21 protein-coding genes and 1 pseudogene are annotated in these 25,557 nt (G+C 60.1%); 8 read left to right on the top strand and 14 right to left on the bottom strand.

The window, feature by feature from the left end; genetic code table 11:
* Positions 1-3 precede the first annotated feature (3 nt).
* Genes BHE81_RS07075 through narI form a run of 4 tightly spaced genes read left to right on the top strand, consistent with a single transcriptional unit; the run spans position 4 to position 6,657 of the window.
* Positions 4-3,744: a nitrate reductase subunit alpha gene (locus tag BHE81_RS07075; RefSeq protein WP_110246337.1), complete on the top strand. Its 3,741-nt coding sequence runs from the start codon at positions 4-6 to the stop codon at positions 3,742-3,744.
* The gene (narH, locus tag BHE81_RS07080; RefSeq protein WP_004148517.1) at positions 3,741-5,285 is read left to right on the top strand and encodes a nitrate reductase subunit beta; all 1,545 of its coding nucleotides are present in this window, start codon (positions 3,741-3,743) and stop codon (positions 5,283-5,285) included. The genes BHE81_RS07075 and narH overlap by 4 nt, the downstream gene beginning before the upstream one ends.
* The gene (gene narW, locus BHE81_RS07085; RefSeq protein WP_023301884.1) at positions 5,285-5,980 is read left to right on the top strand and encodes a nitrate reductase molybdenum cofactor assembly chaperone; all 696 of its coding nucleotides are present in this window, start codon (positions 5,285-5,287) and stop codon (positions 5,978-5,980) included. The genes narH and narW overlap by 1 nt, the downstream gene beginning before the upstream one ends.
* Positions 5,977-6,657: a respiratory nitrate reductase subunit gamma gene (gene narI, locus BHE81_RS07090; RefSeq protein ID WP_004175972.1), complete on the top strand. Its 681-nt coding sequence runs from the start codon at positions 5,977-5,979 to the stop codon at positions 6,655-6,657. The genes narW and narI overlap by 4 nt, the downstream gene beginning before the upstream one ends.
* A gap of 666 nt (positions 6,658-7,323) precedes the next feature.
* On the opposite strand, the gene nhoA is transcribed toward narI, so the two are convergent.
* The 4 genes from nhoA to BHE81_RS07110 form a co-directional block, all read right to left on the bottom strand.
* Positions 7,324-8,169, bottom strand: coding sequence for an N-hydroxyarylamine O-acetyltransferase (gene nhoA, locus BHE81_RS07095; RefSeq protein WP_004175970.1), 846 nt, complete (start codon positions 8,167-8,169; stop codon positions 7,324-7,326).
* Positions 8,170-8,245: 76 nt separating this feature from the next.
* Positions 8,246-9,901: an ABC transporter permease gene (locus tag BHE81_RS07100; protein ID WP_023301883.1), complete on the bottom strand. Its 1,656-nt coding sequence runs from the start codon at positions 9,899-9,901 to the stop codon at positions 8,246-8,248.
* Positions 9,902-9,958: 57 nt separating this feature from the next.
* On the bottom strand, positions 9,959-10,927 hold the full coding sequence (locus tag BHE81_RS07105) for an ABC transporter substrate-binding protein (protein ID WP_002906621.1): 969 nt from the start codon (positions 10,925-10,927) through the stop codon (positions 9,959-9,961).
* Positions 10,924-11,628 (bottom strand): ABC transporter ATP-binding protein, encoded by a 705-nt coding sequence (locus BHE81_RS07110; protein WP_004189827.1) that lies wholly within the window; start codon positions 11,626-11,628, stop codon positions 10,924-10,926. The genes BHE81_RS07105 and BHE81_RS07110 overlap by 4 nt, the downstream gene beginning before the upstream one ends.
* Before the next feature lie 211 nt (positions 11,629-11,839).
* Here BHE81_RS07110 and BHE81_RS07115 point away from each other — a divergent pair, with 211 nt between their 5' ends.
* Positions 11,840-12,421 carry a flavin reductase family protein gene (locus tag BHE81_RS07115; RefSeq protein WP_004151228.1) on the top strand — a complete coding sequence of 194 codons (582 nt, stop codon included), beginning with the start codon at positions 11,840-11,842 and terminating at the stop codon, positions 12,419-12,421.
* A gap of 54 nt (positions 12,422-12,475) precedes the next feature.
* Here BHE81_RS07115 and BHE81_RS07120 read toward each other — a convergent pair whose 3' ends face one another.
* On the bottom strand, positions 12,476-13,300 hold the full coding sequence (locus BHE81_RS07120) for a helix-turn-helix domain-containing protein (protein ID WP_004200067.1): 825 nt from the start codon (positions 13,298-13,300) through the stop codon (positions 12,476-12,478).
* A 204-nt stretch (positions 13,301-13,504) separates the two neighbouring features.
* Between BHE81_RS07120 and BHE81_RS07125 the strand changes: the two genes are divergently transcribed.
* The 3 genes from BHE81_RS07125 to BHE81_RS07135 are packed head-to-tail and all read left to right on the top strand — an operon-like array spanning position 13,505 to position 18,139.
* On the top strand, positions 13,505-15,073 hold the full coding sequence (locus BHE81_RS07125; RefSeq protein ID WP_023301882.1) for a family 78 glycoside hydrolase catalytic domain: 1,569 nt from the start codon (positions 13,505-13,507) through the stop codon (positions 15,071-15,073).
* 23 nt (positions 15,074-15,096) lie between these two features.
* On the top strand, positions 15,097-16,479 hold the full coding sequence (locus tag BHE81_RS07130; protein ID WP_004151222.1) for an MFS transporter: 1,383 nt from the start codon (positions 15,097-15,099) through the stop codon (positions 16,477-16,479).
* A 43-nt stretch (positions 16,480-16,522) separates the two neighbouring features.
* The gene (locus tag BHE81_RS07135; protein WP_004151221.1) at positions 16,523-18,139 is read left to right on the top strand and encodes a carbohydrate porin; all 1,617 of its coding nucleotides are present in this window, start codon (positions 16,523-16,525) and stop codon (positions 18,137-18,139) included.
* A 40-nt stretch (positions 18,140-18,179) separates the two neighbouring features.
* Here BHE81_RS07135 and BHE81_RS07140 read toward each other — a convergent pair whose 3' ends face one another.
* The 9 genes and pseudogenes from BHE81_RS07140 to BHE81_RS28645 form a co-directional block, all read right to left on the bottom strand.
* Positions 18,180-18,626 carry a hypothetical protein gene (locus BHE81_RS07140; RefSeq protein ID WP_004175959.1) on the bottom strand — a complete coding sequence of 149 codons (447 nt, stop codon included), beginning with the start codon at positions 18,624-18,626 and terminating at the stop codon, positions 18,180-18,182.
* Positions 18,627-18,704: 78 nt separating this feature from the next.
* The gene (gene nadS, locus BHE81_RS07145; protein ID WP_004148529.1) at positions 18,705-19,001 is read right to left on the bottom strand and encodes a NadS family protein; all 297 of its coding nucleotides are present in this window, start codon (positions 18,999-19,001) and stop codon (positions 18,705-18,707) included.
* Positions 19,002-19,180: 179 nt separating this feature from the next.
* On the bottom strand, positions 19,181-19,408 hold the full coding sequence (pptA, locus tag BHE81_RS07150) for a tautomerase PptA (RefSeq protein WP_004175957.1): 228 nt from the start codon (positions 19,406-19,408) through the stop codon (positions 19,181-19,183).
* A 70-nt stretch (positions 19,409-19,478) separates the two neighbouring features.
* On the bottom strand, positions 19,479-20,096 hold the full coding sequence (locus BHE81_RS07155; protein WP_023280157.1) for a glutathione S-transferase family protein: 618 nt from the start codon (positions 20,094-20,096) through the stop codon (positions 19,479-19,481).
* Between the two features lie 77 nt (positions 20,097-20,173).
* Positions 20,174-21,025 carry a transporter substrate-binding domain-containing protein gene (locus tag BHE81_RS07160; protein ID WP_072093194.1) on the bottom strand — a complete coding sequence of 284 codons (852 nt, stop codon included), beginning with the start codon at positions 21,023-21,025 and terminating at the stop codon, positions 20,174-20,176.
* 38 nt (positions 21,026-21,063) lie between these two features.
* Positions 21,064-21,843 carry an amino acid ABC transporter ATP-binding protein gene (locus BHE81_RS07165; RefSeq protein WP_002906697.1) on the bottom strand — a complete coding sequence of 260 codons (780 nt, stop codon included), beginning with the start codon at positions 21,841-21,843 and terminating at the stop codon, positions 21,064-21,066.
* On the bottom strand, positions 21,827-22,753 hold the full coding sequence (locus tag BHE81_RS07170) for an amino acid ABC transporter permease (RefSeq protein WP_004184216.1): 927 nt from the start codon (positions 22,751-22,753) through the stop codon (positions 21,827-21,829). The genes BHE81_RS07165 and BHE81_RS07170 overlap by 17 nt, the downstream gene beginning before the upstream one ends.
* A gap of 9 nt (positions 22,754-22,762) precedes the next feature.
* Entirely contained in the window at positions 22,763-23,272 is a 510-nt protein-coding gene (locus tag BHE81_RS07175) for a GNAT family N-acetyltransferase (RefSeq protein WP_002906702.1), read from the bottom strand.
* Between the two features lie 11 nt (positions 23,273-23,283).
* A pseudogene (locus BHE81_RS28645) lies at positions 23,284-25,547 on the bottom strand (NtaA/DmoA family FMN-dependent monooxygenase).
* Positions 25,548-25,557: the final 10 nt, after the last annotated feature.

The following is a 25,557-nucleotide window of genomic DNA, read 5'->3' on the forward strand; positions in this document are numbered from 1 at the left end:
GTCATGAGTAAACTTCTGGATCGCTTTCGCTACTTTAAGCAGAAGGGCGAGACCTTTGCCAACGGCCACGGCCAGGTCTACAACAACAACCGTGACTGGGAAGATAGCTACCGTCAACGCTGGCAGTTCGACAAAATTGTCCGCTCCACGCACGGTGTGAACTGCACCGGCTCCTGCAGCTGGAAAATTTACGTCAAAAACGGTCTCGTTACCTGGGAAACCCAGCAGACCGATTATCCGCGCACCCGGCCGGATCTGCCAAATCACGAACCGCGCGGCTGCCCGCGCGGCGCCAGCTACTCCTGGTATCTCTACAGCGCCAACCGCCTGAAGTACCCGCTGGCGCGTAAACGACTGATTGAGCTGTGGCGCGAAGCCCTGGCGAAGCATCCCGACCCGGTGCTGGCATGGGATAGCATCATGCAGGATCCGGCAAAAACCCGCAGCTATAAAGCGGCGCGCGGCAAAGGCAGTTTTGTCCGCTCCAGCTGGAAAGAGCTGAACCAGCTCATCGCCGCCGCCAACGTCTGGACCATCAAACACTATGGCCCGGACCGCGTCGCCGGCTTCTCGCCGATCCCGGCGATGTCGATGGTCTCCTACGCCGCGGGCACTCGCTATTTATCGTTGATTGGCGGCACCTGCCTGAGCTTTTATGACTGGTACTGCGATCTGCCCCCCGCCTCGCCGATGACCTGGGGCGAACAGACCGACGTGCCGGAATCCGCCGACTGGTACAACTCCAGCTACATTATTGCCTGGGGCTCCAACGTGCCGCAGACCCGAACCCCGGACGCCCACTTCTTTACCGAAGTGCGCTACAAGGGCACCAAAACTATCGCCATCACGCCGGACTATTCGGAAGTCGCTAAGCTCTGCGACCAGTGGCTGGCGCCGAAGCAAGGCACCGACAGCGCGCTGGCGATGGCCATGGGCCATGTGATCCTCAAAGCCTTCCACCTCGATAACCCGAGCGATTACTTTCTCAACTACTGCCGGACCTACACCGACATGCCGATGCTGGTGATACTCGAGCCGCGCGACGACGGCAGCTATACGCCGGGCCGTATGCTGCGTGCTTCCGACCTGCTTGACGGTCTCGGAGAAAGTAATAACCCGGAATGGAAAACCGTGGCCTATAACAGCGACGGCGAACTGGTGGCGCCGAACGGCTCCATCGGCTTTCGCTGGGGCGAAAAAGGCAAATGGAATCTCGAACAACGGGCAGACGGCAAAGATGTCGAGCTTAAGCTGTCGCTGCTGGATATTCGCGACAGCGTGGTGTCGGTGGGCTTCCCCTACTTTGGCGGCAACGAAAACCCGCATTTTCGCAGCGTAGCGCAGTCACCGGTGACCCTTCACCCGCTACCGGCTAAACAGCTGACGCTGGCCAGTGGCGAAAACGGCCTGGTGGTCAGCGTCTATGACCTGATTCTGGCCAACTACGGTCTGGATCGCGGGCTTGACGATGTCAATGCGGCGAAGGATTTCGCCGAGGTCAAAGCCTATACCCCGGCATGGGCGGAGCAGATCACCGGCGTACCGCGTCAACATATCGAACAAATCGCCCGCGAGTTTGCCGATACGGCGCATAAGACCCACGGCCGCTCAATGATTATCCTCGGCGCCGGGGTGAACCACTGGTACCACATGGATATGAACTACCGCGGGATGATTAATCTGCTGGTATTTTGCGGCTGCGTCGGCCAGAGCGGCGGCGGCTGGTCGCACTATGTCGGTCAGGAGAAACTGCGCCCGCAGACCGGCTGGCTGCCGCTGGCGTTCGCCCTGGACTGGAGTCGTCCGCCGCGGCAGATGAACAGTACCTCTTATTTCTACAACCACGCCAGCCAGTGGCGCTACGAAAAACTGACCGCGCAGGAGCTGCTGTCGCCGCTGGCCGACGCCAGCAAATTTAGCGGCAGCCTCATCGACTTCAACGTCCGTGCGGAACGGATGGGCTGGTTACCCTCTGCGCCCCAGCTCAACGTCAACCCGCTGACCATTAAGCAGCAGGCCGAGGCCGCCGGGCTCTCCCCCGCGGAGTTCACCGTCCAGTCGTTAAAATCAGGCGATATTCGCTTTGCCGCCGAGCAGCCGGATAGCGGCAAAAACCATCCGCGCAACCTGTTTATCTGGCGCTCAAACCTGCTGGGATCGTCCGGTAAGGGGCATGAGTACATGTTGAAATACCTGCTCGGGACCGACAGCGGTATTCAGGGTGATGAACTGGGTGCCAGCGATGAGGTAAAACCTGAGGAAGTCGAGTGGCAGACCGCGGCGATTGAGGGCAAACTCGATCTCCTGGTGACCCTCGATTTCCGCATGTCCAGTACCTGTCTCTTCTCCGATATTGTCCTGCCGACCGCCACCTGGTATGAAAAAGACGATATGAACACCTCGGATATGCACCCGTTTATCCACCCGCTCTCCGCCGCCGTCGACCCGGCCTGGGAGGCGAAAAGCGACTGGGAGATCTACAAGGATATCGCTAAATCCTTCTCGCAGGTCTGCGTCGGCCATCTTGGCAAAGAGACCGATGTGGTGCTGGTCCCGCTGCAGCATGATTCCCCCGGCGAACTGTCGCAGCCGTTCGAGGTGCTTGACTGGCGCAAGGGCGAATGCGATCTGATCCCCGGGAAAACCGCACCGTCGATTGTCCTGGTGGAACGCGACTATCCTGCCACCTGGGAACGCTTCACCTCTCTCGGCCCGCTGCTCGATAAGCTTGGCAACGGCGGAAAAGGCATTTCGTGGAATACGCAAAGCGAAGTCGATTTCCTCGGCAAGCTTAACTACGTCAAGCCCGACGGTCCGGCCAAAGGCCGGCCGCGGATCGACAGCGCCATTGACGCCTCCGAAGTTATTCTTAGCCTCGCCCCGGAAACCAACGGCCAGGTGGCGGTGAAAGCCTGGCAGGCGCTGGGAGAGTTTACCGGCCGCGATCATACCCATCTGGCGCTCAATAAAGAGGATGAGAAGATCCGCTTTCGCGATATTCAGGCGCAGCCGCGCAAAATTATCTCCAGCCCGACGTGGTCGGGACTGGAAAGCGAGCACGTCTCCTACAATGCCGGTTATACCAACGTGCATGAGCTGATCCCATGGCGCACCCTCTCCGGCCGCCAGCAGTTGTATCAGGACCATCCGTGGATGCGCGCCTTCGGCGAAAGCCTGGTAGCCTATCGCCCGCCCATTGATACCCGCAGCGTCAGCCAGATGAAGGCCGTGCCGCCAAACGGCTTTCCGGAAAAAGCGCTGAATTTCCTGACGCCGCACCAGAAGTGGGGGATCCACTCCACCTATAGCGAAAACCTGCTGATGCTGACGCTGTCGCGCGGCGGGCCGATCGTCTGGCTTAGCGAAACCGACGCGAAAGAGCTGGGCATTGAAGATAACGACTGGATTGAAGCGTTCAACGCCAACGGGGCTCTCACCGCGCGGGCGGTGGTGAGCCAGCGGGTGCCGCCGGGGATGACCATGATGTACCACGCTCAGGAACGGATTATGAATATCCCGGGTTCGGAAGTGACCGGTCGTCGCGGCGGCATTCATAACTCGGTAACCCGCGTCTGTCCGAAGCCAACGCACATGATTGGCGGCTACGCCCAGCTGGCCTATGGCTTTAACTACTACGGCACCGTCGGATCGAACCGCGACGAGTTCATCATGATCCGCAAAATGAAGAATATTGCCTGGCTGGATGACGAAGGTCGCGATCAGGTACAGGAGGCGAAAAAATGAAAATCCGTTCTCAGGTTGGAATGGTGCTGAATCTGGACAAATGCATCGGCTGTCACACCTGCTCGGTCACCTGTAAAAACGTCTGGAGCAGCCGCGAAGGCATGGAGTACGCGTGGTTCAATAACGTGGAGACCAAACCGGGCATTGGCTACCCCAAAAACTGGGAGGACCAGGATCAGTGGCAAGGCGGCTGGATCCGCGGCATTAGCGGTAAGCTGACGCCCCGCCTCGGCAATCGGGTCAGCGTATTATCGAAGATTTTCGCCAACCCGGTGCTGCCGGCGATCGACGATTACTACGAACCCTTTACCTATGACTACCAGCACCTGCACAACGCGCCGGAGGGCAAATATCTGCCGACCGCCCGCCCGCGCTCGCTGATCAGCGGCGAGCGTATGGATAAGATTAACTGGGGCCCGAACTGGGAGGAGCTGCTCGGCGGCGAATTCGAGAAACGCGCCCGCGACCGTAACTTCGAAGCCATGCAAAAAGAGATGTACGGCCAGTTCGAAAATACCTTCATGATGTATCTCCCGCGCCTGTGCGAGCACTGCCTCAACCCGAGCTGCGTGGCCACCTGCCCGAGCGGCGCCATCTACAAGCGTGAGGAAGATGGCATCGTACTGATCGATCAGGATAAATGCCGCGGCTGGCGGATGTGCATCAGCGGCTGCCCGTACAAAAAAATCTACTTTAACTGGAAGAGCGGTAAGTCGGAAAAATGTATCTTCTGCTATCCGCGCATTGAGTCCGGGCAGCCAACGGTCTGCTCAGAAACCTGCGTCGGGCGCATCCGCTATCTTGGCGTACTGCTGTATGACGCCGACCGTATTGAAGAGGCGGCTAGTACCGAACATGAAACCGACCTCTATGAGCGCCAGTGCGAGGTGTTCCTTAATCCAAACGATCCGGCGGTCATCGAGGAAGCGCTAAAGCAAGGGATCCCGCACAACGTCATTGAGGCGGCGCAGAAGTCGCCGGTCTATAAGCTGGCGATGGACTGGAAGCTGGCCCTGCCGCTGCATCCGGAGTATCGCACCCTGCCGATGGTCTGGTACGTGCCGCCCCTGTCGCCGATCCAGTCGGTTGCCGACGCCGGCGGCTTACCGAGCAACGGCAACATCCTGCCGGCGGTTGAGAGTCTGCGCATCCCGGTGCAATACCTGGCGAATCTGCTGAGCGCCGGCGATACCGGACCGGTCTTGCGCGCGCTGAAACGGATGATGGCGATGCGCCACTACAAGCGCTCGCAAACCGTCGAGGGCGTCACCGATACCCGGGCCATTGAAGAGGTGGGCCTCAGCGTTGAGCAGGTCGAAGAGATGTATCGCTATCTGGCGATCGCCAACTACGAAGACCGCTTCGTGATCCCCACCAGCCATCGCGAACTGGCGGAGGATGCCTTTCCGGAACGTAACGGCTGCGGCTTTACCTTCGGCGATGGCTGCCACGGGTCAGATACGAAATTCAACCTGTTTAACAGCCGGCGGATCGACGCCATCGACGTCAGCGGCGTGCGTAAGCATGGGGAGGGCGAGTGATGCGGATCCTGAAAGTGATCGGTCTGCTGCTGGAGTACCCCGACGAGTTACTGTGGGAGAACCGCGACGACGCCCTGGCGCTGATCAGGGCCGATGTCCCTTCCCTGACGCCGTTTGTCGGTGAGCTGTTGACGGCTCCGCTGTTGGATCGCCAGGCCGAATGGTGCGAGGTGTTCGAGCGCGGGCGCGCCACCTCGCTGCTGCTGTTTGAACATGTGCATGCCGAATCCCGCGACCGCGGCCAGGCGATGGTCGACCTGATGAATCAGTATCAGCAGGCGGGTCTGCAGATCGATTGTCGCGAGCTGCCCGACCATCTGCCGCTGTATCTGGAGTATCTCAGTATTCTACCTCCCGCGGAGGCTCGGGAGGGGCTGCAGAATATCGCGCCGATTCTGGCGCTGATCGGCGGCCGTCTTAAGCAGCGAGCCTGCCCGTACTACCAGCTGTTTGACGCCCTGCTGGCGCTGGCTAAAAGCCCGCTCACCAGTGACAGTGTCACAAAACAGGTGGCGGGAGAAAAGCGCGACGATACCCATCAGGCGCTGGACGCCGTGTGGGAAGAAGAGCAGGTGAAGTTTATCGAAGATAATGCGACCGCTTGCGATAGCTCGTCGATGCAAGCTTATCAACGACGCTTTAGTCAGAATGTGGCGCCGCAGTACGTTGACATCCGCGCCGGAGGCCCGAAATGATCCAGTATCTGAACGTCTTCTTTTACGATATCTACCCTTACCTGTGCGGCACCGTCTTTCTGGTGGGCAGCTGGCTGCGCTACGATTACGGGCAGTATACCTGGCGCGCCTCATCCAGCCAGATGCTGGATAAGCGCGGGATGGTGCTATGGTCGAACTTATTTCATATCGGCATTCTCGGCATCTTCTTTGGCCATCTCTTTGGCATGCTGACCCCACACTGGGTCTACTCGTGGTTCCTGCCGATGTCCCAGAAGCAGCTGATGGCCATGATCCTTGGCGGCATCTGCGGCGTGCTGACCCTGGTAGGCGGTATCGGCCTGCTGATGCGCCGCCTGACCAACCCACGAATTCGCGCCACCTCCACGACCGCGGATATTTTGATCCTGTGCATTCTGCTGATTCAGTGCGCGCTGGGGCTGACGACCATCCCCTTCTCCGCCCAGCATCCGGACGGCAGCGAAATGCTCAAGCTGGTGGACTGGGCGCAGGCGGTGGTCACCTTCCACGGCGGCGCCTCGGCGCATCTGGACGGTGTCGCATGGATTTACCGCGTCCACCTGGTGCTCGGAATGACCATCTTTCTGATCTTCCCCTTCACCCGGCTGGTTCACGTCTGGAGCGCGCCGGTGGAATATTTCACCCGGCGTTACCAGGTGGTACGCTCCCGGCGCTGAGCGCTGGCGGCGTTTACCATTCATCCTTACCGGTAGCCCGGACGAGGCCTTCGCGCCAAATCCGGGTATTTATCGTACCTGACTCCAGGCTTTATGCCGGATGGCGGCTACGCCTTATCCGGCCTACAGGGGCCTCTCACAGGCTCATACCTCGCAGGCCCGCGCAGGCGCAGCGCCGCCGGGCAAGATATCAAACACGGTACCTGTAATTTCGCCGGGTGGCGGCTGTCGCCTTACCCGGCCTACAGGGTCCTCTCACAGGCTCAAACCTCGCAGGCCCGCGCAAGCGCAGCGCCGCCGGGCAAGATATCAGACACGGTACCTGTAATTTCGCCGGGTAGCGGCTGTCGCCTTACCCGGCCTACAGGGTCCTCTCACAGGCTCATACCCCGTAGGCCCGCGCAGGCGCAGCGCCGCCGGGCAAGATATCAGGCACGGTACCTGTAATTTCGCCGGATGGCGGCTACGCCTTATCCGGCCTACAGGGGCCTCTCACAGGCTCATACCCGTAGGCCCGCGCAAGCGCAGCGCCGCCGGGCAAGATATCAGGCACGGTACCTGTAATTTCGCCGGGTGGCGGCTACGCCTTGCCCGGCCTACAGGGCCTCTCACAGGCTCAAACCTCGCAGGCCCGCGTAAGCGCAGCGCCACCGGGCATGAGGAGATTTACTTCCCGGCTTCCGGATGGGTATCGAACGCCGCCATCACCGCCGCCAGCGCCGCTTCGCTGAAGCCATGTTTAGGATCGTCCACCCCCAGGCCGAAGCGGGTCTGCAGCCCTTCATACAGCGCGGAGACATCGGCAAAATCGATCTTCTCCACCACATGGTTATTCTCCCAGTGGGTAAAGTGGAAGTTGGTGAGGGTCATTTTGCCACCGTCCGGCAGATGACGACACATCAGCAGATGGTGACGGAAGTGGGACTGCGGCCAGTGCGCCGACCAGAAGTTGCCCATCACATAATCAGACGCATACTGGCGGCCTAAATCGAAATGGTACATCGACTGCCAGTGTTCGTGATGGTTGAACTGCAGCGTCCACTCATCCCCTTCATGCACCAGACGATAGCTGCCGTGCGGCGTTTGCTGTGGGATATCGGCCAGCAGTTTGATCGGCGCGGTCAGCGTCTGGCCGCCGAAGCCGACGTCGGCGATCCAGCGCTCCCCCGCCACTTCCACCAGCAACAGACGGTGAGTACGCGGCGGCATCTGCGGCGGGTTGGCCAGCACCACGCGGCCCAGCAGGCTGCGGACGTTAAAGCCTATCTCGCGCAGCGCGCGCTCCAGCAGGCCATTCTGTTCAAAACAATACCCCCCGCGGCGGGCGGCGATCAGCTTCTCTTCCAGCGCCCCATCGTCAAGGTGGATTTCACGCGGCAGCAGGACGTCGAGGTTTTCAAAGGGGATGGCGCTGTTATGCTGCAGATGCAGTTCCCGCAGGGTATCAATGGAAACATCAGGCTCACCCGTCCAGCTCAGACGGGAAAAATAGGCGCGTAAAAAGGGACTCATCAGGGCCTCCAGCTGTAGGTGTCCGACATTTATAGCCTATTTTTCCGCGCCGACCGTCTTTTTTGTGCGCTTAGCGTTAACCGCACGTGCGGCGCTGCATCAGCGCCAGCGCCGTCAGCATCAGGACCAGACCGGTCAACAACGTCAGGCTGGCCATCGCCATGCCCTGACCGACGGAACCCTGTTCGAACTGGCGCCAGATAAACACCGCCACGGTTTGCGTACCGGCCGGAGAGAGCAGCAGCGAGGTCACCAGCTCCCGGGAGGCCACCGCGAACACCATCAGCATCGCCGCCAGCAGCGCCGGAAAGACCAGCGGCAGGACAATCAACCGCAGCGCCTGCAGTGGCGACGCCCCGTGCACCCTGGCGGCGGGCTCAAGGTTCGGGCCCAGCTGGCGCAGCGCGCTGCCGACATAGCGCACCGGACAGGGCAACAGCAGGCAGCAATAGGAGAGCAGCAGCATCCACAGCGTGTTATAGGGCGAGCGCGGCCAGAAGGGCTGATTCCACAGCAGGATCAAACCGACCCCCACCACCACGCCCGGCAGCGCCGCCGGCATCAGCGACAGCGCGTCCACCATCCCGCGCCCTTTAATCTTCTGCACCATCACCAGCCAGGCGGTCAGCAGGCCCAGCGCGCCGACGATTAGCGCCGAACCCAGGGCCAGCGACAGGCTGGTGCCGAGGGCCGACAGGGCATCTCCCTGCTGGTCAAACAGCGCCGCGAAATGACGCAGCGTGACATTCTCAACACTCACGCCACCTGAGAGCGTGCCCATCACGCTGGTGAGCATCATCGAGACGGCGGGGACGCCGACCGCCAGGCCGCCGATGGCCGCCATCGCCAGCACGGCGGGCAGCATCATCCAGCCCAGCGATGCCCCGTGGTTCTCCCCCGGCTTACCGGTGACGCTGGTGACCTCTTTCTCCCCCACCAGCCGCCTTTGCAGCCACCAGGCGAACAACGCCACCGCCATCAGCAGCAGCGACAATAGCGCGGCGCCAGGGAGATCCACCGGCCAGTCGGCCAGCTTTTTCTCAATACCGACCGTCAGCATCACCACTCCCGCCCGGCTGCCCAGCGCCGCCGGTACGCCAAACTCCTCGATGGCGAGGGTAAACGCCAGCAGCATCCCCGCCGCCAGCGCCGGAGAGAGCATCGGTAGCGTCACGTGCCAGAAGGCGCGCCAGGCGCTGGCGCCATGGACGCGGGCGACCACCGCCAGCCGGGTCCCGCTCGCCAGCAGGCTGCGGGAGACGGCAAAGTAGACCACCGGAAATATATTAAAGGTCATCACCAGCACGATCCCGCTGCGGCTGAACAGCAGATCGTTCAGCTGCCAGCCGGTCAGCTGCTGCAGATAGCCCTGGCTTTGCAGGGCCAGCATCCAGGAGAGCGCCGAGATATAGGGCGGCGTCAGAAAGGGGATCAAAAACAGGAGATCCCACAGCCGGGGCAGCGGCAGCGAAAACATACCGCGCAGGATGCCGAGCGGCAGGCCAATCATTACGCTGACCAGCGCCACGCCGGCGGCGATCCACAGCGTACCGCCGAGCATCGCCGGCAGCTGAGGATCGGCCAGCAGCGCCGGGATACCGCCAAAGGCGTCCCCGAGCGAACCGGCGCTAAAATGGGGAAAAATCGCCTGCAGCAGAATAAACACTAACGGTAACGCGACCAGCATCACCAGGGCGGCAAGGGTCGCGCCGGAAAGGAATGTTTGTTTCACAACCGGTTCCTGAAGCTGAGGGTCCTCCGGCGGCCAGCGCCGGAGAAACGGGATCAATTACTGCGCGTACAGCTGACTGAAGCGGGCGAGCACGGCGCCCCGCTCGCTGCTGCCCTCGCTGGTGGTGGGCAGCACCTTCAGCGCGTCCAGTAGCGGACGTTTAGCCGCCACGTCGCGGCGGGCGGGCATCAGCCAGGCGTCGGCGACCTTCGCCTGACCTTCCGGCGACAGCACGTAATCGATAAAGGCTTTGGCATCGCCGGGATGCTGGCTGGTTTTGAGGATCATCATCGGGCGCGGGGCAATCACTGTTCCGCTGGCCGGGAAGATCACCTTCAGCGACTCGCCCTGCTGAATGTTGCCGTAGGAGACATAATCCACCGCGCCAAACACCGCCGCTTTCGCCCCCTGCATCACCGGCGTCACCGCCTGGGCGTTGGGTCCGCTGACTACCATGCCGTTCTTTTTCAGATCGTCAAACAGTTGCCAGGCCTGGTCGCCCATGCTGTTTTGCAGCCCGATCAGCAAATCCAGCGACGCGCCGGAGAGCGCCGGGTCGGGGGTTGTCACCTTGTCTTTAAACGCCGGCTGGGTGAGATCCCGCCACTCTTTCGGTTCCGGGGTGCCGCTTTTACTGTTCCAGACAATACCCAGGGCGGAGACGCCCTGGGCGATATAGTCCGCCGATTTCAGGTTCGCCGGTACCTGGTCGGCGTTGGCGCTCGCAAAAGGCAACAACCAGCCCCGCTGGTGCAGATCTTCGGCGGTATCCCACGAGGCGGAGATCAGCACATCCGCCTGCGGGTTGGCCTGCTCGGCCTCCAGTCGGGCCATCACTTTGCCGGTGGTGGCCTGAAAAACGGTCACCTTCACCCCGGTCTGTTGTTCAAAACCGCTGGCCAGGCTTTTCGCCAGCGAGCCGGGTCCGGCGGTGTAAACGGTCAGCGCATGGGCGCTGGAGAGCATCATGGCGGAGAGAGCCATCGCGAGTACCACTCCTTTCTTAACGGTCATAACGGTGTTCATGCAACTTCCCCTGAGGTTGGCGTAACGGCGCGGACAGCGGCCACGCGGCCCGCGGATAAATAGACAATCTGGTCGGCTAACAGCTCGGCTTCACGTCGGTCATGGGTGACATACAGGGCGGTGATGCCGAGCTGTCGCAGCAGGCGGCTCATTTCGCCACACAGCGATTCGCGCAGTTCGCTGTCCAGGTTGGAGAGCGGTTCATCAAACAGCAGCACCCGCGGCGCGGCGACGATCGCCCGCGCCAGCGCCACCCGTTGCTGCTGACCGCCGGAGAGGCCTGAAGGCTTACGTTCGGCAAAGCCATTGAGGCCTACCCGCGCCAGCGCCTCGCTGACCCGGCGCTCGCGTTCGCTGCGGGAGACGCCGCGCATGCGCAGCGGAAAGGCGACGTTCTGCGCCACGCTCATATGCGGCCAGAGGGCATAATCCTGAAAAACCATGCCGATATCGCGCTGCTCCGGGGGCAATCCCCATCCTGCGCGGGCGACCAGCCTGTCGCCAAAGCGGATTTCGCCGCTGGCCGGCACGCTCAGCCCGGCCAGCAGACGCAGCAACGTGCTTTTGCCGCAGCCGGAAGGGCCCAGTAGCGCCACGATGCGGCCGGGTTCGATATGCAACGTGAAGCGGTCAAGAATAGGGGTCTCTGCGAAGGCGAAAGAGACCTCCTGCAGGGTGATAGGGGTCAGCGTGCGCATCATCGCCCTCCCTTTCGGGACAGCGAGACCAGCCCGGCGGTCGACATCCGACGGGGCACGCTCACCTGGGATAGCATCAGGGGAGCCAACATATTGTGATCCTCTTTGGGACTTAGTGCTGGCGACTATAGTCAGACGAGATGACGTATTGATTACATTTTCATTGCGGCTTAACGTGTTACCTGCCAACCGACCCATTATTCAAGGAACGCCTATGAGCCGCTTTCGCCACGTTGAACTGCAGTACGCCAGCCGTCTGCTCAACCACGGCCCAACCATTTTGATCACCAGCTACGATGCCCCGTCCGACCGGCGCAACGTTATGGCCGCCGCCTGGTCAATGCCGGTGGAATTCGCCCCGCCGCGGGTGGCTATCGTGGTGGATAAAAGCACCTGGACGCGGGAGATCATCGAGCGCAATGGCACCTTCGGCATTGTGGTTCCCGGCGTCGCAGCCGCCAGCTGGACCTACGCCGTCGGCAGCGTCAGCGGCCGCGATGAGGACAAATTCAATGCCTGGGGGATCCCGGTAGTAACCGGTCCGGAGCTGGGGCTGCCGCTGATCGAGGAGAAATGTCTGGCATGGATGGAGTGCCGGTTGCTGCCGGCGACGGCGGCCCAGACCCAGTACGATACCCTGTTCGGGGAGGTGGTCTCTGCCGCCGCCGATGAGCGCGCGTTCGTCACCGGACGCTGGCAATTCGACGACGATAAGCTCAATACCCTGCATCATCTTGGCACCGGCAATTTTGTCGCCAGCGGCCGTCATGTGCGGGCAAACTCCCTCGACGAATAAGCATGACTTGCCGCGGGCGGCAGGTTTTTCACCTGCCCGGCCTGCGGCCCCCTTTTAACCCGGTGGGCGGCGGCGATCGGCGCTGGGGGTCAGGCCAAACACTTTTTTATACAGGGTGGTAAAGTGGTTGCTGTTGGCAAAGCCGCACAGATAAGCCACTTCGGTAATGGTCATCTCCGTTTCGCGTAATTTGACCCGCGCGGAGACCAGCCGCAGACGTTTCAGATAATTATCCGGGGTTAATCCGGTGGCCTCTTTAATATGGCGAAACGCGGTGCGGGTGGTGAGATGAAATTGCTCCGCCAGCTGCTGCCAGTTATGTTCTTCGAAACAGTGCTCCTGAAGCCAGGTGAGTAATTTATGCAGTTTATAGCGAGTGCTGCTATATTCGGCTTCCGACTCGGCTGTGAGAATGGTGGTCACCAGCTGGAAAAAGAGAGACTCCCGTAGCGGAGTATTATCCGCCGCCCTCAGCGCCGGGGAAAATATCTTTTCCACCAGTTCCCGGCAATAGCTGCGAGTCTCCGGCGCTAGCCAGCCATAGCAGGCGGCGCGCTGCGCGGATAATTGCTGCAGCAATCCCTCCATCTGCTGTAAATAGCCAAAGGCCACCGCCGGATTAATTAAGACATTAATCAGCTTCAGCGTCCCCAGCTCATCATAATAATGCACATCGCCAGGCTGGACGTAAAATACGTCTCCCTGTTGGATATACAGCGGGCGACCATTAATAACGTGTAACCCATGCCCCTCCTCAACGATCACCAGTTCGGCAAATTCATGGCCGTGCTCCTGGCTATTATCCTCCGGGTCACTGGCGTACATGCCGAGCTTATCCTGGGAATGGGTGAAATAATACTCAACGGTCAGTGTCATCATTACAGCAAATCCTGAACAACCTATGGCGCAGGGGCACGATAATCTATTCCGGCCCTCGGCACGCGCCCGATGTGCGGATTTGTGATCGCCAGCGCCCCCACCTCATTATTCCTGCCATTTTCACTGACGGTTTGGCATTGCCAGAGTGGTAGCCGCGCCGGACGACGGCCTATGCTGCGCCTAACCTAACGGAGAGGACGCAGTATGTCACAAGCAATTCAATACAATTCCAGCGTGGCGATGATCCGTCATCCGCGCTTTTTACAGCGTGCGGCCGACCTGACGCCCGCGCTGCAACGCCTGCGCCAGACGCCGCAGGCCATCGTCGAGGCCGTCGCTGAACCAGGAGCGCTGAACGGCTGGCGGGGGAATACCGTCTGCACGCCGGAGCAGTTTTATCAGCAACCGCTCAACGTCGGCGACAGCATCATTATTGATTTTGGCAGCCATTTTGTTGGCTACCTGCAGTTCAGCTGCCGCAGCGTCGGCAGCCCGCCCGATGCCCCGGCCCATCTGCACTTCACCTTCGGCGAGACGCTGAGCGAAGTCTGTGAGCCGTTCAGCGAATACCAGGGATGGCTGAGCAGCAGCTGGTTGCAGCAGCAGGATCTGTGGCTTGACGTCCTGCCCGCCCGGGTCGCTCTGCCACGTCGCTATTGCCTGCGCTACCTGAAGGTGGAGGTCAAAGCGCTGTCGCGCAAGTTTCGTCTGCAGTTCGATGAGATCGCTCTGGAAACCGTCACCTCTGCCGGCAGCCCGCACCCGGCGGTCATCGCCGATCCGCAGTTGAAAGCCATTGATGACGTTGCCGTTCGTACCCTGAAAAACTGCATGCAGGAGGTGTTTGAAGATGGGCCGAAACGCGACCGTCGGCTGTGGCTGGGCGACCTGCGCCTGCAGGCGCAGGTGAATGACGTGACCTTCGGCCACCACGATCTGGTCCGCCGCTGCCTGTATCTCTTTGCCGGCCATACCCGGGAAGATGGCATGGTTTCCGCCAATGTCTTTGTTCAGCCAGAGGTACGCGCCGATGACACCTTTCTGTTTGATTACTCATTGTTTTTTGTCGACGTGCTTTATAACTACCTGCAAAGCACCGGCGACACGGAAACCGTCGGTGAGCTGTGGCCCACGGCGCGGCGGCAAATCGAGCTGGCGCTGACCCGCTGCGATTCTCAGGGGCTGGTGCGCGACAGCGATGACTGGTGGGTATTTATCGACTGGCAGGCGGAGCTGAATAAACAGGCCTCGGCGCAAGGGGTGCTCATCTACTGTCTGCAGCGCGCCCTCTGGCTGGCGCAGCGTTTTGAACCGCAGCGGGTACCCGACTACACTGCCACGCTCTGGCAGCTGAAGGAGGCCGCCCTCCACCACCTGTGGGACAACGATCGGCAGGTGTTTATCAGCGGCGCCGTGCGTCAGGTCTCATGGGCGTCGCAGATCTGGCTGGTGCTGGCGGAAGTTGGCACCGCCGGGCAGCGTCAGGCGCTGATGCGCCGCCTGCAGCAGCAGCCGCCCGCCATTGCCATGAACACCCCGTACCTGCGTCATCATCACATTGTTGCCCTGCTACAGTCCGGCCTGCGCGAGGAGGCGGTGGCGGAGATCAAAGCCTACTGGGGGGCGATGGTCGCCTACGGCGCCGACACCTTCTGGGAAATTTTCGACCCCCAACATCCTGACTTTTCCCCGTATGGCAGTAAGCTTATCAACAGTTACTGCCATGCGTGGAGCTGTACCCCGGCCTGGTTTATTCGCCAGTACGGACTTTAACAACAACGATAAGCGAGTGATTTATGGCAGAAACAACGTTTACCCTGTGGCGGCAGCGCCTTGGCTATGGCATTGCCGATCTCTCCTGCAACCTTGTGTGGCAGATGATCTCTCTGTATCTGATGTTCTTTTACACCGACGTCATGGGTCTCCCGGCCTATTATGTCGGCCTGATGTTCCTGGTCACCCGGCTGGTAGACGGCGTGGCCGACGTGCTGATGGGGCTGGTGATCGACAATACCACCACCCGCTGGGGGCGCTGCCGCCCCTGGCTGCTGATCGGCGCCCTGCCTTTTGGCCTGCTGTGTATTCTGGCCTTTTATGTGCCGGATTTCGGCACCACCGGCAAACTGCTGTACGCCTTTGTCACCTATCTGTGTCTGTCGTTCCTCTACACCCTGGTGAATATTCCGTTCTGCGCCATGCTGCCGTTTTTAACCAGTGATTCCGCAGAACGCACCACGCTGTCGGCGGTGCGCATTTTGCTGGGCTCCCTTGGCGCCACCATCGTCGCCGTGGCTACGCTGCCGCTGGTCGGCATGCTAGGCAAAGGCAACCAGCAGCAGGGATTCCTCTATACCGCGGTGATTTTTGGCGTACTGGCGGCCTTTTTCCTGCTGGTGAGCTTTCGCAACGTCGAAGAAAAGATCACCCTTACCGGGGAGCGCATGACCCTGAAACGCGCCTGGATTAGTCTGCGCGCCAATCGTCCGTGGTGGGTCTTCGCCAGCAATATCTTTCTGATGTGGGGTGCCTTTTTCTTTCAGACCGGGGCCCTGGTGTACTTCTTCCATTATTACGTCGGGAATACCGAGCTGACGGCGGTTATCGCCGGGATCTCCACCTTCGTTCCCCTGCTCGGCACCCTCACCGTCCCGCTGCTGGCCCGACGCATGAAAAAACGTCATGTCTATCTGGTGGCCAGCGCGGTCAATTTGCTCGGGATGGGGATTATGATGGTGTCTGGCGCCCACGTTCTGGGACTGATCGTCGGGGCCGTGATCCTCTCCCTCGGCGCCGGCCAACGCACGGCTATCTATTTCTCGATGCAGGCCGACCCGGTGGATTACGGCGTGTGGAAAACCGGGATTAATACCGCAGGGATCCTGACCTCGATAAACGGTTTTCTCGGCAAGGTGGCGATGGCTGGTGCCGGGGCTATCACCGGCGTGCTGCTCTCCTCCAGCGGCTATATCGCCAACCACACGCAGAGCGACAGCGCCCTGTTGGCCATCAAGGCCTGCTATCTATACATTCCGGCGCTATTGATCCTCGCCTCGATGCTGTGGATGGGCCGCTTCTACCGCCTCGACGATCAGTATGAGCAGATTCGTGCCGACCTTGATGCCGGACGCGGCGCCTCGCCAGCCCCGGCCCCGACCGCCGGAGAATCTCCCGCCATGTAAGGCGCCCCCGCTGATTTAACCTCTGGATAAATTAAGGATTTTTATGCGTATCTCTGTGATTAGCGCAGCGGTTTGCTGCGCCCTTTTTCCGCTCATCAGCGTCAGCGCCGCCGGCTTGAGCGTGGAGCAACGGCTGGCGCAGCTGGAAGCGCGCCTCAATCTCGCTGAACAGCAGGCCAGCGAGGCCAGCCGCCGCGCGCAGCGGGCAGAACAGCAAACTGCCGCCGCCGAGCAGCGCGCCGCGGCGGCGGAGCAGCAGGTGCAGGCGCTCAGCCAGCAGACCACGGCTCGCGAACAAAAACAGCAGGCCACTAATCAGCAACTGAGCGAGCAGCTGGCGAAGCGCGCCCCGGACGATGGGTTTACCTTTAACGCCTACGCCCGTTCCGGGATGTTAGTCAACAGCCATGGTAAAGGCGCCCGCGGCGGGCCGGGCGTCTCCCCGGCCAGTTCGCTCAACGGCGATGCCCATGTCGGTCGTCTCGGTAACGAAAAAGATAATTACGCTGAGCTGAGCTTTGGCAAAAAGCTCACCTTCAACGATGGTTCATGGGCGCGCTTTAAGACCATGCTCGCCGACGGGGCCACCAACCCGGATCCGTGGGTTCAGGATAACGACAGCCACCATCTGAACATTCGTCAGCTGTACGTCGAGATGGGTAACTTTGCCGAATTCACCGGTCCGTTAAAACGCGCCTCAATTTGGGCCGGCAAGCGCTTTGATCGGGATAACTTCGATATCCACTTTACCGATAGCGACATCATGTTCCTCGGCGGTACCGGCGGCGGGATCAATGATGTCGACTGGGGAAGCGGCCTGCGCGGCGACTATTCGGTGTATGCACGTAACTTCGGCGACCTTGGCAGCGATAATTACGCGGATAATGACATCCAGAATCTGCTGTTCACCGCCAACCATTTTTACGGCAACTGGCAACTGATGACCACGGTGATGACCGCCCAGGGCAACGATGATCTGAAAGATAATACCTCGACCACCGGGAGCTATGCCCTGCGCAGCGATAACACCGCCAAAAACGGCTACTACGCGATGCTGGCCCTGCACGACAAACAACAGTTCTACGGCCTGGCGCCGGGGGTGTCGGAAAGCGCCCTGCAATACGGCGTCGGGCTGGGCGCCGAAGCGCGTCAGCCGGGGAGCGATGGCGATCTGACCGAGAACGCGGCCTCCCTGCGCTTTGCGTCGTATGGCATCCTGCCGTTGGGGAAAAACTGGCAGCTGGCGCCGTCGGTGATAGCCCAGCATAGCGAAGACCGCTATCGCGACGGCGACCGCTACGACTGGGCGACGTTTAACCTGCGGGTATCACAGGGGATCTCCGCTCACTTCGCCCTGCTGTATGAGGCCTCGTGGCAGTATATGGATCTCAATCCGAACGGGCGCAGCTATCGCTATAATGACAACGTTTATCAGTATCAGGCGGTGCGCGGTGATTTCTACAAGCTGACCTTCGCCCCCACCTTTAAAGTGGGTGATGTGCTGGATATCAAGGCGCGGCCGGAAATCCGCTTCTTTGCCACCTGGATGAACTGGGATAAAGCGCTGGATCGCTACGCGATAAATGACGATTTCGGCAGCAAAGGCTTTACCGCCGGCGGGACATGGAACTTCGGCGTGCAGACGGAGATTTGGTTTTAATCAAACGGCCCGTCCGGCTCAAATGCCAGGACGGGTTGATTTAAATACACGCTGTTACTTTGTCACTATGCCAGTGCTGTATGAAGTAATATAAACTCATAAAATAAAAACCATAACAGGCTAAAAAGATAAAGGTTGTTTTTATAATTCCAACAAGTGACTTTCGTTTTTTCTCAACGATGAGAAGATCGTGAAACCTTTCTTGCTGTTGTTCTGGTGTTAAATTATCAACTATTTTATTTTTTATATCATCGTGAATCTTTTTAAACGTTCGCTTTTCACCTGGAAAGCTACCGTGTAGAAGAAACAAAAAAATAAAGAAAAGCATAACGAATGCTAATATCCGAATACTGGGCTCAGTTACCCCCCAGCATCCAAGGGTAGCAATAAACAACCAGATACCATGAGTGTTTGCTCGCGCTCTAAACCTATCAATATGAGCGCTGTATTTCTTGATTTCTTTCAAAATAGAATCGTTGGTTTCCATACGTAATGCACTCCTTTTTAAAGACCCCGGTTACGAAAGGGGGCAAACTCTGCCATTTTCCTTGCGAAGAATAACCTTTCAAACAACCTTCAACAAGTTGATAATCAATGGATTACCCTGAAGCAATAAAAGCAGTTTTCTGGCTGCACCGGTTGGGTGACGTCGTTTCGTTTCCCAGCTTTTAACCAACTCGTAGCTAACGCCAACGGCCGCTGCAAAGTCCTGCTGTTTTAAACCTGTGGCTTCACGTATCGCTTTCACGTCAATTTCGCTGAAGGTATGAACGTGCTGCTCCATCGGCATTTGTTCACCTTTCTCGATCCTGACCATTTCTTCTGCACTCGCCAGCAGATCGGCAAACAATTCGTCTTTCATACCCACCTCGGTTGGCTCTCTGGCGCTTAGGATAGATGAACATGCTGTTTCTCTCAGTGCGTCGCCGGAGAAGCCCCTCCCCGGGGGCGGCGCAAAGCGCCTTGCCCGGGCTACGGAACTGCAGACCGCTGAGAGCGCGTAGCCCGGACAAATGCGCAGCATCGCCTCCGGGTGTCGGGTTACATGCTATAACCCGGCTGCTTAATCAACTGCGCCATCTGCGGGGCGATCTCACTGTCCCACACCGCCTGCCACGCGTCCGGCTCAACCTGAGTGAGTGCGACGCTGACGGCGCTCTCTTTGCTGTTCAGATGGCGGATCAGCACCTCGGTAATGTCGGCGGCCAGCGCGGTTTTTTGTTCATCAGTCAGTTCACGGGGAAAACATTTAATATCAACATGCGGCATAGCAAAGACTCCTTGTGATCAGAGCCATAACGCTACCACAGAATGGCCGTTCTGGTTGGCATCGCGTGCGTTAAATCAGCTTGTTACGGCGTAGCGCCGCGGCCAGCTCCGGTCGCTGACAGACCGCCCGGGCGATGGCGGCGAATTTTGGCGCGTGGTCGTCAAACCACGCCTGGCGGGGTCCCCAGCGGTACATCGCCGCGATATAGCAATCCAGCAACGTTACCGACGCGCCCAGCGCCCACGGCCCGGCGGCCAGTTGCTGTTCGAACCAGAGATAGAGATTTTTCCGGTGCTGGCGACAATTCTCCACCAGCTGCTCCGCGGCGGCGGGCGCCCAGCGTTCCGGGTAATCGGCATAAGTAAAGGTAGGATAGACATTGGCCACCAGCCAGACCAGCAGGCGCTGAAACTGCGGACGCTGTGGCGTCCCCGGCGCGGGGGCCAGATCGGGACGCTGGTCGAGGATCATCAGCGCGATGGCGGCGGTTTCGGTCATGATGCTCCCGTCGGCCAGCCTCAGGGTGGGCACCTGGCACAGCGGATTAATCTGCCGCAGACGCTCGCGCGCCGGACCGGGCTGGTCAAAGCCCTCCACGTCAACCACCTCGTAGGGAATATCGGCCAGGGAGAGCATCAGCTCGCTAATCGTCGAGCCCCATCCCGGCACGCCATAAACGGTTATCATGGTCTGCCTCCAGGGTAATGCCTAAGTGTAGGCAGAAATTTGCCGCTCACCCACCCGGCACACCATGCCACTGGGGGTTAGTAGGTTATCCCCGGCGGGTTGACCACCGACTGCGCCACCGCTTCGCCCTGCTCCCCCCAACGCGCCAGCACCTGCTGATATTCACCGCGGGCAATCGCCCCGTCGAGGGCTGCCTGCAGGGCATAGACCAGGCCGTTGCCTTTTTTGGTGGTTGTCGCCACCCACGCTTTTTTCGGCCCCAGGCCCACCACCCGGGTCTGGCCGTTAAGCGCCGCTTTATAGGCTGCCACCGACTGCGGGCCGAAAAAGATATCCGCCCGCCCGGACTGGATATAGAGATTGCCGGAGGCATCATCGGTCAGGTAGACCGGCTGGGCCTGCGGCCGTCCGGCGGCGCGGTTGTCCTCGTTCCAGCCCAGCAGGATCCGCTCCTGATTGGTGCCGGACCCGACGATCACTTTGCGCCCCGCGAGATCGGCGGGTCCGTTTACCGCGGCGATATCGCTGGTGGATTTCACCGAGAAGGCCAGGGAGTCCACCCGGTAAGTCGCAAAATCGAACTTCTCTTTGCGCTTCTCGGTCACCGCGATATTGATCAGCGCCACATCGTAGCGGCCGGAGGCGATGCCCAGCGGCCAGTCCTCCCACGCGGTGGGCACCAGCCTGAGCTTCAGGCCAAGGCTTCCGGCCAGCAGGCGGGCTATATCCGGGTCGCTGCCGATCCGCGTGCGGTTGTCGCTAGCCAGCAGGGCCAGCGGCGGCGAATTGAGCGCCGAGATCGCCACCGTTAGCGTCCCCGGCTCGACGAAGCGATAGCCCGGCGGAATTTTCGCTATCGCCTGCGGGTCGCGGGTGACCGGCAATGGCTGCTCATTGGCGCGCAGATCCAGCGCCGCGTGAGCGCTCATGGCAAAAGCGCTGAGAACAAGGGTCATTAGCGCTCTGTTCATGACGGCAGCACCCTGGATAAAAACTGCCGGGTACGCGGATGCTGCGGATGGTTGAGCACCTCGTCGCTGCTGCCCTGCTCGACGATCCTGCCGTCGACCATAAACACCACCTGGTCGGCCACCTCGCGGGCAAAGCCAATCTCATGGGTGACCACCACCAGGGTGGTGCCCGATCGCGCCAGCTTCTTGATCACATCCAGCACCTCGCCCACCAGCTCGGGATCCAGCGCCGAGGTGGGCTCATCAAACAGGATCACCCGCGGGTTCAGCGCCAGCGCCCGGGCAATGGCGATACGCTGCTGCTGGCCGCCGGAGAGATGCCGGGACCAGGCGTCGGCTTTATTGCGCAGTCCGACGACGTCCAGTAGCTCATAGGCGCGGGCAATGGCCTCTTTGCGCGTGACCTGCTGGTGGGCGATCGGCGCCTCAATCAGGTTCTCCAGCACCGTCAGGTGCGGAAACAGGTTAAAGTTCTGGAACACGTAGCCGACGTTGATCCGCTGGCGAAGAATTTCCTTTTCTTTCATCTCATACAGCTTGTCGCCTTTGCGGCGATAACCGATATAGTCGCCATCAATCTGAATAAATCCCTCATCGACCCGTTCGAGGTGATTTATGGTGCGCAGCAGCGTGGACTTGCCCGAGCCGGAAGGGCCGAGGATCACCGTCACCGTGCCCGGGGGGATCTCCAGCGACACATCGTCCAGCGCCTTGTGGCGGCCATAATATTTGCTGACCCCGGTGATAGAGATATGGCCATTATGAGAGCTGGGCATGAACGGCCTCCTGCGGCTGCGCTTGACGTGCGGATTGAGTGGTTCGACTGCTGCGGGCGCTGTTTACCGCCGAGCGGCGCTCGCTGCGCGCCAGGCCCCGTTCCACCAGATACTGAATGGCGGAGAGGACGCTGGTGATCGCCAGATACCAGGCGGCGCCGACCATCAACAGCGGGATCACCTCCTGGGTACGGTTGTAGATCATCTGGATGGTGTAGAACAGTTCCGGCATCGCCAGGACGTACACCATCGCCGTTCCCTTGGCCAGACTGATGATCTCGTTGAAGCCGGAGGGCAGGATGGTGCGCAGCGCCTGCGGCAGAATAATGCGCAACGTGCGCCGCCAGGCGGGTAGCCCCAGCGCGGCGGCGGCTTCATACTGCCCGTGGTCGACGCCGAGAAAGCCGCCGCGAATAATCTCCGCGGTATAGGCGCTCTGCACCAGGGTCAGGCCCACCACCGCCGTGGAGAATTGCCCCAGCACGTTAATGGTCTGATAGCTGGCCCAGGTCACGCCGGTAAACGGGATCCCCAGCGACAGGGTGTCGTAGAGATAGGAAAAGTTATAGAGAATGATCAGCACCACAATCAGCGGCAGCGAGCGAAACAGCCAGATATAGCCCCAGGCGAGACTGCTGAGCAGCCACGATGAGGACAAACGGGCCAGCGCCAGCAGGCCGCCGAAGATCACGCTTAACACCGTGCCGAGCAGGGTCAGGAGCAGGGTTTGCCCCAGCCCCTCGAGGATCACCGGGTCGAAGAACCAGCGGGCGAAGACGCCCCACTCCCAGCGCGGGTTAAAGGCCACCGACTGGATCACCACCGCCAGCACCAGCAGGGCGACCAGAGCCCCGACCACCCGCAGCGGATAGCGCGCCGGCACCACTTTGATCGTTTCAGATGAATGCATAATGCCTCCTCAGGCGCTGTGGCTGTAGGCGCTCACCGCCAGCGCTTTAGTGAACCGCAGCCGGCCATCGTACGGCGGCTGACTGTACTCTTCCGGGTCTCGCGTGAGGTCAAACTGCGCCTCATACCCCTGGCTGAGATAGAGCTTTACCGCCTCCGGCTGACGGAAACCGGTGGTCAGGTAGATATGGCTGTACCCGGCCAGCACCGCCCGTCGTTCCAGCTCCTGGACCACCTTCGCCGCCAGCCCCTGCTGGCGCAGACGGCGGTGCGTCCAGATACGTTTGATCTCTGCGGTGTGGCGATCCTTCGGCTTATACGCGCCGGTGGCGATAATTTCGCCCTCACGCTCAAGGACAATAAACAGCCCCTGCGGCGGCACATACCACTCACTTAACTCCACTTCCGCATCGCGGGAAAAATAGTCGCCGTAGCGGGCGGCATATTCGGCAAACAGCCCGCTAATAATCGGCTGCAGCTCCGGAGCCTCCGGAGAAATATCGCGGAATGCTTCGCTCATCGCGCCTCCTGTCAGTCGCCCAGTCCGGGCGGATTGATTTCCGATTGCGGAATGCTTTCCACCCCTTCGCCCCAGCGGTTAAGCACTTTGGCGTAGTCCCCGCTGGCGATAGCCCCGTTCAGCGCCGCCTGGACGGCATTCACCAGCCCGCTGTCTTTTTTCAGCGTTACCGCGATGTGCGCCGCTTTCGGCCAGCCGCCATCGACGCTGCCCACCAGTTTGGTTTTGCCGGTCAGCGCCGCCTTCCACGCGCCAATCACGTTGGGACCGAAGAAGGCATCGGCTCGTCCGGTCTGCAGGGCCAGCGTCTGGGCGGCATCATCCTTGGTGTAGACCGGGATAAACGGCTTAAGCCCCTTCTTGACGTTCTCCGCGTTCCACGCCAGCAGGATCGCCTCCTGGTTGGTGCCGGAGCCGACAATAATCTTTAGCCCGGCGATATCTTCCGCTTTGTCAATCTTGCTCAGCGGACTGGTGCTTTTGACGTAGAAGCCCAGCGAGTCTTTGCGGTAGGTGGCGAAATCGAACTTCTCTTTCCGCTCTTTGGTGACGGTAATATTGCTGATCGCGGCATCATATTTGCCGGAGGTGACCCCCAGCGGCCAGTCTTCCCATGAAGTGGGAACCACGTTTACTTCCAGCCCGAGGCTCTCCGCCACCAGCCGGGCGATATCCGCCTCGCTGCCGAGCAGGGTTTTGTTGTCATCGGCAAAGACCGTCAGCGGCGGAGAGTTCAGGGCCGCCACCGCGACGGTGAATTTCCCCGGCACCGCCAGATGCAGATCTTGCGGCAACAGGGCAATGGCCTGCGGATTTTTCGCTGTGTGAATCGGCGTTTTGTTGGCCTCCAGGCTCACTCCGGTGCCATTGATCTTGACGTCCTGACCCCACGATGAGGCGCTAAATACCAACGCGACGGCCAGCAAGAGTGTTGTTTTCTGCATAGCGTGATTCTCTTTTATTATTTTTGGAATTGATTAGCGGGTAGCGCCAGACCCAGACTTTCCCGCAGGGTGGTGCCCGGATAGTCGCGACGGAACAGTCCGCGCGCCTGTAACAGCGGAACCACCTCATCCACAAAGCGCGGGAAGGTTTCCGGCGTGCCGCCCTGAATAATGAAGCCGTCCGCCGCGTGCTGCTCGAACCACAGTTGCAGGCCATCAGCGACATCGCTGGCGGTGCCGGTAAAGCGCGGACGCGGGCTGGCTGCCTCCAGGGCCACCTGGCGCAGGGTTAAGCCCCGCTCGCGGGCGTGACGTTTAATCTCGTCGGTGGTGCTGCGGAAGCTGTTTTGTCCGAGGTCGCCAATATCCGGGAACGGTTCATCAAGCGGGTACTGCGAAAAGTCATGGTGTTCGAAATAGCGCCCGAGATAATTCAGGGCATCCTCGATGGAGACCAACGCCGCGGTGGTCTGGTACTGCCGCTCCGCGTCCTCGGCGTCATCCCCGACGATGACGCTGACGCCCTGGAAAATATGCAGTTGGTCCGGACTGCGCTGATATGCGGCGAGTTGGCTTTTGACATCCCGATAAAATGCCTGCGCCTCGGCCAGCGAGTCCTGATGGGTAAAAATGGCATCGGCGTGGCGTGCGGCTAATTTCTTGCCGTCGTCCGATGCGCCGGCCTGGAAAATAATCGGTCGGCCCTGCGGCGTGCGGGCAATATTTAGCGGCCCGGCAACTTTAAAGAAATCGCCGTGGTGATCGAGCGTATGCAGTTTATTTTTATCAAAGAACTGGCCAGTCTCCTTATTGCGCACAAAGGCATCTTCTTCCCATGAATCCCATAAGCCTTTCACCACCTGCAGATATTCATCGGCAATGCGATAGCGCAGCGCATGATCCGGATGTTGGGCCCGGGAGAAGTTTTTCGCCGACCCCTCCAGCGGGGAAGTGACCACGTTCCACCCCGCCCGTCCCTGGCTTAAATGGTCAAGGCTGGCGAACTGGCGGGCGGTGGTAAACGGCTCGCTGTAAGAAGTCGATAACGTCCCCACCAGCCCCAGTCGCCGGGTGATCGCGGCCAGCGCGGAAAGTACCGTTAAGGGTTCGAAGCGATTTAAAAAATGGGGAATCGATTTTTCGTTAATATATAAACCGTCGGCGACAAAAATAAAATCCAGCTTCCCCGCTTCTGCTTTTAGCGCCGTCTGGGTGACGAAATCAAAATTAATACTGGCGTCCGCCTGGGCCGCCGGATGACGCCAGGCGGACATATTTCCCGATGCGCCATGCAATATGGTTCCCAGACGCAATTGTCGATTTTCAGACATAGCTACCCCT

The sequence above is a fragment of the Klebsiella sp. AqSCr genome (genome assembly GCF_008452795.1).
Lineage (GTDB): Bacteria > Pseudomonadota > Gammaproteobacteria > Enterobacterales > Enterobacteriaceae > Klebsiella > Klebsiella pneumoniae.

Coding starts and splice junctions, on each gene's coding strand:
- BHE81_RS07075 (WP_110246337.1), top strand. CDS start 4: ATGAGTAAACTTCTGGATCGCTTTCGCTACTTTAAGCAGAAGGGCGAG.
- narH (WP_004148517.1), top strand. CDS start 3,741: ATGAAAATCCGTTCTCAGGTTGGAATGGTGCTGAATCTGGACAAATGC.
- narW (WP_023301884.1), top strand. CDS start 5,285: ATGCGGATCCTGAAAGTGATCGGTCTGCTGCTGGAGTACCCCGACGAG.
- narI (WP_004175972.1), top strand. CDS start 5,977: ATGATCCAGTATCTGAACGTCTTCTTTTACGATATCTACCCTTACCTG.
- nhoA (WP_004175970.1), bottom strand. CDS start 8,169: ATGAGTCCCTTTTTACGCGCCTATTTTTCCCGTCTGAGCTGGACGGGT.
- BHE81_RS07105 (WP_002906621.1), bottom strand. CDS start 10,927: ATGAACACCGTTATGACCGTTAAGAAAGGAGTGGTACTCGCGATGGCT.
- BHE81_RS07110 (WP_004189827.1), bottom strand. CDS start 11,628: ATGATGCGCACGCTGACCCCTATCACCCTGCAGGAGGTCTCTTTCGCC.
- BHE81_RS07115 (WP_004151228.1), top strand. CDS start 11,840: ATGAGCCGCTTTCGCCACGTTGAACTGCAGTACGCCAGCCGTCTGCTC.
- BHE81_RS07120 (WP_004200067.1), bottom strand. CDS start 13,300: ATGATGACACTGACCGTTGAGTATTATTTCACCCATTCCCAGGATAAG.
- BHE81_RS07125 (WP_023301882.1), top strand. CDS start 13,505: ATGTCACAAGCAATTCAATACAATTCCAGCGTGGCGATGATCCGTCAT.
- BHE81_RS07130 (WP_004151222.1), top strand. CDS start 15,097: ATGGCAGAAACAACGTTTACCCTGTGGCGGCAGCGCCTTGGCTATGGC.
- BHE81_RS07135 (WP_004151221.1), top strand. CDS start 16,523: ATGCGTATCTCTGTGATTAGCGCAGCGGTTTGCTGCGCCCTTTTTCCG.
- BHE81_RS07140 (WP_004175959.1), bottom strand. CDS start 18,626: ATGGAAACCAACGATTCTATTTTGAAAGAAATCAAGAAATACAGCGCT.
- nadS (WP_004148529.1), bottom strand. CDS start 19,001: ATGAAAGACGAATTGTTTGCCGATCTGCTGGCGAGTGCAGAAGAAATG.
- pptA (WP_004175957.1), bottom strand. CDS start 19,408: ATGCCGCATGTTGATATTAAATGTTTTCCCCGTGAACTGACTGATGAA.
- BHE81_RS07155 (WP_023280157.1), bottom strand. CDS start 20,096: ATGATAACCGTTTATGGCGTGCCGGGATGGGGCTCGACGATTAGCGAG.
- BHE81_RS07160 (WP_072093194.1), bottom strand. CDS start 21,025: ATGAGCGCTCACGCGGCGCTGGATCTGCGCGCCAATGAGCAGCCATTG.
- BHE81_RS07165 (WP_002906697.1), bottom strand. CDS start 21,843: ATGCCCAGCTCTCATAATGGCCATATCTCTATCACCGGGGTCAGCAAA.
- BHE81_RS07170 (WP_004184216.1), bottom strand. CDS start 22,753: ATGCATTCATCTGAAACGATCAAAGTGGTGCCGGCGCGCTATCCGCTG.
- BHE81_RS07175 (WP_002906702.1), bottom strand. CDS start 23,272: ATGAGCGAAGCATTCCGCGATATTTCTCCGGAGGCTCCGGAGCTGCAG.